This is a genomic window from Dyadobacter luticola (genome assembly GCF_005860805.1).
GTDB classification, from domain to species: Bacteria; Bacteroidota; Bacteroidia; order Cytophagales; family Spirosomataceae; genus Dyadobacter; species Dyadobacter luticola.
Window position 1 is genome coordinate 2,531,498 of the sequence record NZ_VCEJ01000002.1, and the last position, 6,326, is coordinate 2,537,823.

The 6,326-nt window shown below is 48.8% G+C and carries 5 protein-coding genes; 3 read left to right on the plus strand and 2 right to left on the minus strand.

Annotated elements, in window-relative coordinates:
• Positions 1-92 precede the first annotated feature (92 nt).
• Positions 93-2,639, minus strand: coding sequence for a TonB-dependent receptor (locus tag FEN17_RS10555; protein WP_138365203.1), 2,547 nt, complete (start codon positions 2,637-2,639; stop codon positions 93-95).
• A 125-nt stretch (positions 2,640-2,764) separates the two neighbouring features.
• On the opposite strand from FEN17_RS10555, the gene FEN17_RS10560 reads away from it, so the two are divergent.
• Together FEN17_RS10560 and FEN17_RS10565 are read left to right on the plus strand one after the other, a co-directional pair.
• Positions 2,765-3,337, plus strand: a complete 573-nt coding sequence (locus tag FEN17_RS10560) for a Crp/Fnr family transcriptional regulator (RefSeq protein WP_310589754.1) — start codon at positions 2,765-2,767, stop codon at positions 3,335-3,337.
• Positions 3,338-3,414: 77 nt separating this feature from the next.
• The gene (locus FEN17_RS10565) at positions 3,415-4,275 is read left to right on the plus strand and encodes an SDR family oxidoreductase (protein ID WP_138365204.1); all 861 of its coding nucleotides are present in this window, start codon (positions 3,415-3,417) and stop codon (positions 4,273-4,275) included.
• Between the two features lie 27 nt (positions 4,276-4,302).
• On the opposite strand, the gene FEN17_RS10570 is transcribed toward FEN17_RS10565, so the two are convergent.
• A complete protein-coding gene (locus tag FEN17_RS10570) occupies positions 4,303-4,596 on the minus strand; it encodes a putative quinol monooxygenase (RefSeq protein WP_138365205.1) in 294 nt (97 codons plus the stop codon).
• A gap of 201 nt (positions 4,597-4,797) precedes the next feature.
• On the opposite strand from FEN17_RS10570, the gene FEN17_RS10575 reads away from it, so the two are divergent.
• Positions 4,798-6,326 (plus strand): excinuclease ABC subunit UvrA (locus FEN17_RS10575; protein ID WP_510185903.1); only part of this gene is annotated, 1,529 nt, incomplete at its 3' end.

Here is a 6,326-nt window from a genome sequence, read left to right on the forward strand (position 1 = left end):
TAATGAATGAACTGGCATTTTTGTGTAATGCATTGAGCAAGAATGTATGCCAATCTGAGAGCGAAAGAAATTCCGGCGCCCACCGCACCCACTCACCTTATCCCATAAGTCACCGCCACATAATACATCCCGCCCACAGCCGGCCCGCCTAAAAAAGAAGTGTAATACTTATTCAGCAAGTTACTGGCGCCCAGCTTGACCTGCGATTTGATGACCGGAATCTTAAGACTTACCTGGGCATCCAGGCTGGAATATGCCGAAACCTGACCATTCACCAGAAACGTCTGTGAAAAGTAGCCCGACTGCCAGCGGTAAGCCAGCGTCGCATCCAGGTTTTTCGCCAGCTCGCGTTTAGAAACGGACAGGTTGTAAATCCACTTTGGGGTATTGAAGCCATCTTCCAGGCCATCCTGATTTTCTGTATTCCGCAATTTTGCAAAAGTCGTGTTCGCACTCAGCACCCAGCTTTTTTGCCATTGATAATGAAGCCCGGCGCTGAACCCGAAGTTATAGATCACCGACCTGGAATTGGTGTACATGCGGTAGGGCGATTGTGTGGTACGGGTGTAGAGGGCGGCAGGAATTTGTGCCGGGTCGGTAGTGTTCGGGATATTCATGTTTGCCTGCGCGATGAAGTTACTGAACCTGCTCAGGTAAGCGTCCACGTTGGCATACAGGCTGTTATTGAAAAACAAACCTTTATAACCAGTCTCCCAGGTCTGGGCGTGCTCGGGTTTGAGGTACGTGTACGGGTTTTTGTTTAAAAGTCCTTTATTTTTCTCGATGGCAGCCGCTAGCGTCAGGCTGTTCTGATTGATGTCGGCTAGTACCGCCGTCTGAAAAGCGGTGATGGAGTTGGCCAGCCAGGCATTCTCGAATATGCCGCTGGACATTACTGGCAGGCCGCCTACCCGCTTTACGCCGCCACTGTTGACATTGCTGTAAGCTTCGAAAATACTGGGGAAACGATAGCCGCTTTGAAACGAAGCGCGGATATTGTGCTGTGGAACCGGGCTGAAAACGGCGGAAAGCCTGGGGTTGAATGTCATGTCGAAATAGTCATTCTTATCAACCCGCAAAATAGCCCCGAGTTTTAATTTACTGGCAAACAGTCCCTTGCTGGCAGAAATATACCCGCCGGTCTTGCCATACGTAATATTTTTCCCTTCCTGACCAGCCTCAGGATTCATGAAATAATTTCCGTCAGGGACGATAATGTAGGTCCTGTGATCTGCTCCAATCAGCAAATCCAGGTCCCATTTTTCTTTCAATGAATGCAGATAACGTTCTGTGAGGTTCACTTGCAGTTCACCATGTACGAGACTAGCCTTCACCCGCAATGCTGCGCCGATGTCCCAGTTGTTGATGTCCTGTAACCTGGCCAGTTGCTCATTAAAAGCACCCGTTCCGGGCTGATAGCGGCCGGCATCCGCGGCAGTCCTGGCCTGGCGTAAGGCATCAGCGACGGCTGCCCCGCCTGCTACTGACTGGTTAAATGCGCTACCAAAATCGGTGTACCAGGTATTGTCGGATTTGTAACTGCGATCCAGGTTCTCGGCCATCGAACGGAGATTGTAGGATTTACCTGTGTTTTCGGAATTGATATACAGTTTGGCCTGAATCGACGACGATTGATATTGCAATGCATGCTGCTGTAAGCGGTAATTTTGCAGCCGGAAGCGGTTGGCGCGCTGATACACATTATCCAGCTCGCTGAAATGGTACGAGTAGGTCAGCATTCCATCCTGCGCCACTTTGTAGTAGATACCCGCATCTGCTTTCATGTTTTGCAAGTTGTAATCGACCACATCCATTTCGCCATACCCGGTGCGGGCCACAACATAATTGCGTCCGCCGAGCGAAACGGTGCGCCGGTTAGAGCTTTCATTTCCGTAACTGTTCACCGGATCCTGCGCCGGATTATCAGGGCCAAACAGGTTCGTGCTCCGGTTTGCATTCGGGTTCAATTCGGTATGGTCGGCAGCGATCCAGTCATATCCTTTTGTGAATGCACCGTTTACTTTGAACGCCCATTTGGGAGAGAGCACCTTGGCATAGCGGACGATCGTTTCGGAAAAAGGTTTGGCAGAAGTCAGTCTGTCATTCACGTGATTGACCGCCACTTTCTGCTGAATCGAAAGCCCCTCTGATGTGAAAGGATTTTTGGTAAAAAAATTGGCAAGCCCGTTGACCGTGTTCATCCCGTACAATGCTGATGCAGTTCCCGGCAGGATTTCAACATTATCAATATCCAGATCAGTGGGCCCGAGCGCATTCCCGATCGCGCCGCCAATGTGTGGCGACTGGACGTCCATTCCATCCACCAACTGGGCGAAACGGACATTGGTTGTATTAGAAAACCCTCTCGCATTCAAAACTTTAAATCCCAGTGAAGGTGTGATCATGTGCACACCCTGCGCATTTTCCAGCCCATCAAAAAATGTAAGCGCCGAGGAAAGGGCCAGCGTAGCCTTATTGACCTTCTGCACGCTCACAGGGGATACCAGGATACTTTCGCTCACACGCGAAGCAGTAATGACCACTTCCTGTAACGAATTTGTTTTGATCGTATCAGAACTTGTTTGGGCAGAGGCTGAAAATGCCGCAAAACCAAACAGGAAAGTAAAATCTAGCCTCATAAAAATTCCGATATGTATTTGAAGATACAACGATAGTCAAAAAATATTTAACTAGGTTGAAAAGAGCAAGACCAAATTTTTTACCAAATGATAAATAGATGCTTCGCAGCGTGTTCTATCTTTAAATGATGGAAGCGCTTGTAAATCTTATCCTGCAGTTCGGTAATCTGAACAAACAGCAGATCGAATTTTTGCTGAGCAAAGTTGAAATGCTCGAATTGAAAAAAGACGAATATCTATCGGAAGCCGGGAAGGTGCCGCGGTACGTGGGGTTCGTTTTGGAAGGTGTGTTCCGCTTTTGCTATTATAACAACCGGGGCGAAGAAATTACCAATTATTTTGTGGACGAAGGCAATTTTGTCAGCGATCATGAAAAGTTTGAATCGCAGATGGTGGCCTCGGAATATGTCCAGGCCGTAACCGATTGCAAGATTTTGGTATTCAATAAAAAGGGCTGGGACCAAATATCGGACACCATTGTGGGCTGGGACATGATGAAGGCCAACATGGTAAAAAAATGCCTGACGCTGGCCATGGAACGGCGCAGTCCCCTGGTCTCGGAAGACGCCACCACGCGTTACTTATCTTTCATCGATGCGTTCCCTAACCTCGTTAACCGAATCCCTCTTTCTTACATAGCCTCCTACCTCGGCATTACCCAGCAATCGCTGAGCCGTATACGCCGCAACATCCGTTAACGGCGCTTTTTACCAAATGTTAAATGCTTTCTTGTTGGCATTTTCAAAATTTGCTTATCCATTAACAATTAAAAAAGATGAGCAAAAAGATCGTATTGATAACCGGAACAAATACTGGTTTTGGCTGGCTTACAGCCCATAGCGCAGCCGCAGCAGGACACCAAGTATACGCCACGATGCGTGATACCAAAGGCCGTAATGCCGATAAAGCCCAGGCACTTGAGGCCATAGAGAATGTGACCGTTTTAGACGTAATCCTTACCGACGACGAAAGTGTGAAGCAGGCCATTGAAACTATCGTAGGCAAAGAAGGCACCATCGATGTGCTGGTAAATAATGCCGGTTTCGCCATGTCCGGTGTAGCCGAAAGCTATACCACAGCCGACGTGCACACGACATTTGACATAAATGTTTATGCGCCCTGGCGCATGATGAAACAGGTGCTGCCCGCCATGCGCAAACAGCGGGAAGGACTCATTATCAACGTCACCAGCGGCTTTGGACGAGTATCATTTCCCTTCGCAACCATTTATTCGGCTTCGAAATTCGCGCTGGAAGGAATGAGTGAGGGATTACATTATGAGGTAAAGCGCTTAGGCATCGACGTAGCCATCGTGGAGCCTGGCGCCTTCCCTACCGAAATGCAGCAGAAGAGCAACCCGGCATCCGACCAGGCGGTATTTGAGGATTACGGTGCTATTGCCGATATGCCCAACAAAATGATCACCGCAATTGGCGGAGAAATGCAGACCAAAAACCCGGATCCGCAGGACGTGGCCGATGCCATTTTAAAACTGATCAACACGCCAAATGGCACCCGCCCATTACGTACCGTGGTCGACCCTATCACCGGACAATACATTGAAGCCGCCAACCTGGCCGTAGCCGAACAATTTGCAAAAGGATTGACAGTTTTCGGGATGGGCGAGTTGTTGTAAGCAGGACGCATCGCTCGGATATACTTGTCACTTAACGGCAAGTAATTCGAGTTGTTCGATCACAGGCGGCGCGCTGAGTAGTGTATCAGCATTTGCCATCAAAGCCTTCGCAATCTCACCACCCAGGTGGGCTTGCCGGCCGTCTTCGTTGGCAAATGTGTCGAAAATACCAAACGTATTCTCATTTATCTTGAAGGCATACCAACGGATGGTGCCCTCTTCCGATTGAGCCATTGCCAGCGCTTCTTTCAGAAAGTTCTCGACAGTAGCTTCCTGGCCAGGTTTTGCTTGAACACGAGCAAGTAATGAGAGCTTTTCCATGGTATTTGAGTTTAAAAGTTTGTTGTAAAAATGCTATCTGACAAATATACGACTTTGGTCATACTTTTAATCATTCATTCAAGACATATCCTGGTATAAATCGATTGTTTAAGGTTGAGGTACGATTTTAGCTGCATGTATCCTTCTATTAACAACCATAAGTTGTAGGCAAAATCTTACAATGATCTTATCCCAGATCGAATGTCAGAAAAATCAACATTACATCCTGATTCCAGTTTCGTCAAAGTACGGGGGGCCAAAGAGAACAACCTGAAAAATGTGGATCTGGTCATTCCCAGAGATGCATTGGTCGTATTTACAGGTGTCTCGGGGTCGGGTAAATCGTCGCTTGCTTTCGGGACATTGTACGCCGAAGCGCAGCGTCGTTATCTGGAATCGGTTTCCCCATACGCAAGACGGCTTTTTAATCAAATGTCCATTCCCCAGATCGACAGTATCGACGGTCTTCCTCCGGCTATCGCTTTGCAGCAACAGCGGGGCGGCACGAGCACACGTTCATCCGTGGGTAGCGTCACGACGATCTCCAATCTGATCAGGATGCTGTACTCGCGGGCGGGGGATTATCCTGCCGGTCAGTCGATCGTATATGCAGAATCGTTTTCGCCCAACACCCCGGAAGGCGCCTGCCCGGAATGCCATGGGTTAGGGGTTGTTTATGAAGTGACCGAGCATTCAATGGTGCCGGACGATTCGCTTTCGATCAGGGAAAAAGCCATCGCAGCATGGCCCACCGCCTGGCAGGGGCAGAACTTGCGGGAAATATTGATGACGCTTGGTTACAATGTGGATATACCTTGGCGCGATCTGCCGAAGAAAGACAGGGACTGGATCCTGTTTACGGACGAGCAGCCGGTTGTGCCTGTTTATTCCGGACTTACCATGGCACAGGTTCAGCAAGCCCTGGCGCGAAAAATGGAGCCCAGCTACATGGGTACATTTACCGGCGTCAGACGTTATGTGATGCAAACATTTGCGAATTCGCAAAGCCAGGCGATGAAAAAGCGCGTGTCGAAATTCATGCTGAGCGCGCAATGGCCCGTCTGCCATGGCAAGCGTCTCCGTCCTGAACCTTTGTCTGTCAAATTTGCCGGAATGGACATTGCTGAGTTCTATCAACTCAATATCAAGAACTTACGTGACATTATATCTTCCTCCCTGAAATCAAAAAGTGCTAATCAAAACAAAGTAAATCCAGAAAAGGTATTGGTGCTTCAGCGGATAGGTCAGGATCTTTTGTCCCGACTGGATGTACTCATCGATCTCGGACTTGGGTATCTGAACCTTGAAAGAAGCACCCCCACCCTTTCACCGGGCGAATTGCAGCGCCTGCGGCTGGGGACTCAGATACATTCAAATCTTTTTGGCGTCGTGTATGTACTCGATGAACCATCGGCAGGTCTTCATCCAGCCGACACGCAATCATTGCTCCGGGCACTGGACCGGTTGAAAGCAGCCGGAAATTCGCTTTTTGTAGTCGAGCATGAGGTTGAAATCATTCGCCATGCCGACTGGATTGTGGATGTAGGGCCAGGCGCAGGCGAGAAAGGAGGTGAAATACTTTACAGTGGTCCTTTACCGGGATTGGAAAAGATCGACAAGTCCGTTACCAGGCGGTATCTGTTTAATGTTGATCAAAACCAGAAGTCCGAAAGGCAAGCAAAAGGGTGGCTGCGGCTGAGGGACGTAAGCCGAAATAATTTAAAGCATGT

Bases quoted from the DNA above. Each gene is read 5' to 3' on its own strand.
- FEN17_RS10555 (WP_138365203.1), bottom strand. From the start codon at position 2,639: ATGAGGCTAGATTTTACTTTCCTGTTTGGTTTTGCGGCATTTTCAGCC.
- FEN17_RS10560 (WP_310589754.1), top strand. From the start codon at position 2,765: ATGATGGAAGCGCTTGTAAATCTTATCCTGCAGTTCGGTAATCTGAAC.
- FEN17_RS10565 (WP_138365204.1), top strand. From the start codon at position 3,415: ATGAGCAAAAAGATCGTATTGATAACCGGAACAAATACTGGTTTTGGC.
- FEN17_RS10570 (WP_138365205.1), bottom strand. From the start codon at position 4,596: ATGGAAAAGCTCTCATTACTTGCTCGTGTTCAAGCAAAACCTGGCCAG.